This window comes from Hymenobacter crusticola, assembly GCF_002154225.1.
Taxonomy (GTDB): Bacteria; Bacteroidota; Bacteroidia; order Cytophagales; family Hymenobacteraceae; genus Hymenobacter; species Hymenobacter crusticola.
Genome location: NZ_MTSE01000115.1, coordinates 1 through 846 on the forward strand (window position 1 = coordinate 1; position 846 = coordinate 846).

Genomic DNA, 846 nt, shown 5'->3' on the forward strand with positions numbered 1-846 from the left:
CCAGCGCCAATAACTCTTCTAGTCAAGCCTACAACATTTATCAAACGTTCTATTGGAAGACGTTATACAGAGGGGCTACTAGGCGGATCGCCATTAGTCCCTCTCCTACACCACTGAGTTGTTTGCAATAGCCACGTTCGTTGTGGCTTGGCTCACGTACGGGTACATGCTATTGCTTTCGAAGAGTTAGCTGCCGGGTGGGTCCATGGGATGATAGGCCATGAAGAAGAATCCGACGATTGCCACCAATATACAGAAGCCGATGACTAACACGCCCCCGAGTAGGAGTGCCTGTCCAATGCGGAGTGAGCGTTGGCGCTGTAAGCGGTAGCATAGCAGCAAGCTACCTACGATATAGAGCCCAATAGGCGTCACAAAGAAGAATAGGAAGTCTCGTTCCAGCATGGGCCATGTAAAGTAGTAAGTCCCGGCTAGGCAAGTATGATGCGAAGATCTTTCCTGCACTCCTGCTACCAGCTGTAAAGCGCCTGCTTAGAACGCTATCTGCTTTCCGCTTGGACATTTTTCAAACAGTCCCGTAAAGTGTCCAAGTCCCAACCTGAATTTTTCCCTTTTACTAATTGCAAGTAGGTATCCGGGACGCTCAGTGAGTGTGACTTTTCCTAGGCAAATAACCTTTTTTCAAAAGTGCCGCGGAATTGCGTAAGATTACATAAAGAGCAGTTTCTTAACTGGTCTGTTGAGTGAGATTAGCACATAAAAAAGCGCGGTAGCTATCAGCTACCGCGCTTTTTTATGTGTTAGCTTTTATTGGCTAGGCTCCGCTAGCTTCCTCCGTAGCCATGCTACCGAAGGTACCGGCTGTGCCTGCGCTACCTAGGCAGC

The 846-nt window shown here is 48.7% G+C and carries 1 protein-coding gene; it reads right to left on the bottom strand.

Going from position 1 to position 846, the window contains the following annotated elements:
• Positions 1-186: 186 nt before the first annotated feature.
• Positions 187-405: a hypothetical protein gene (locus tag BXP70_RS29105; protein ID WP_086597612.1), complete on the bottom strand. Its 219-nt coding sequence runs from the start codon at positions 403-405 to the stop codon at positions 187-189.
• Between the last annotated feature and the right edge of the window lie 441 nt (positions 406-846).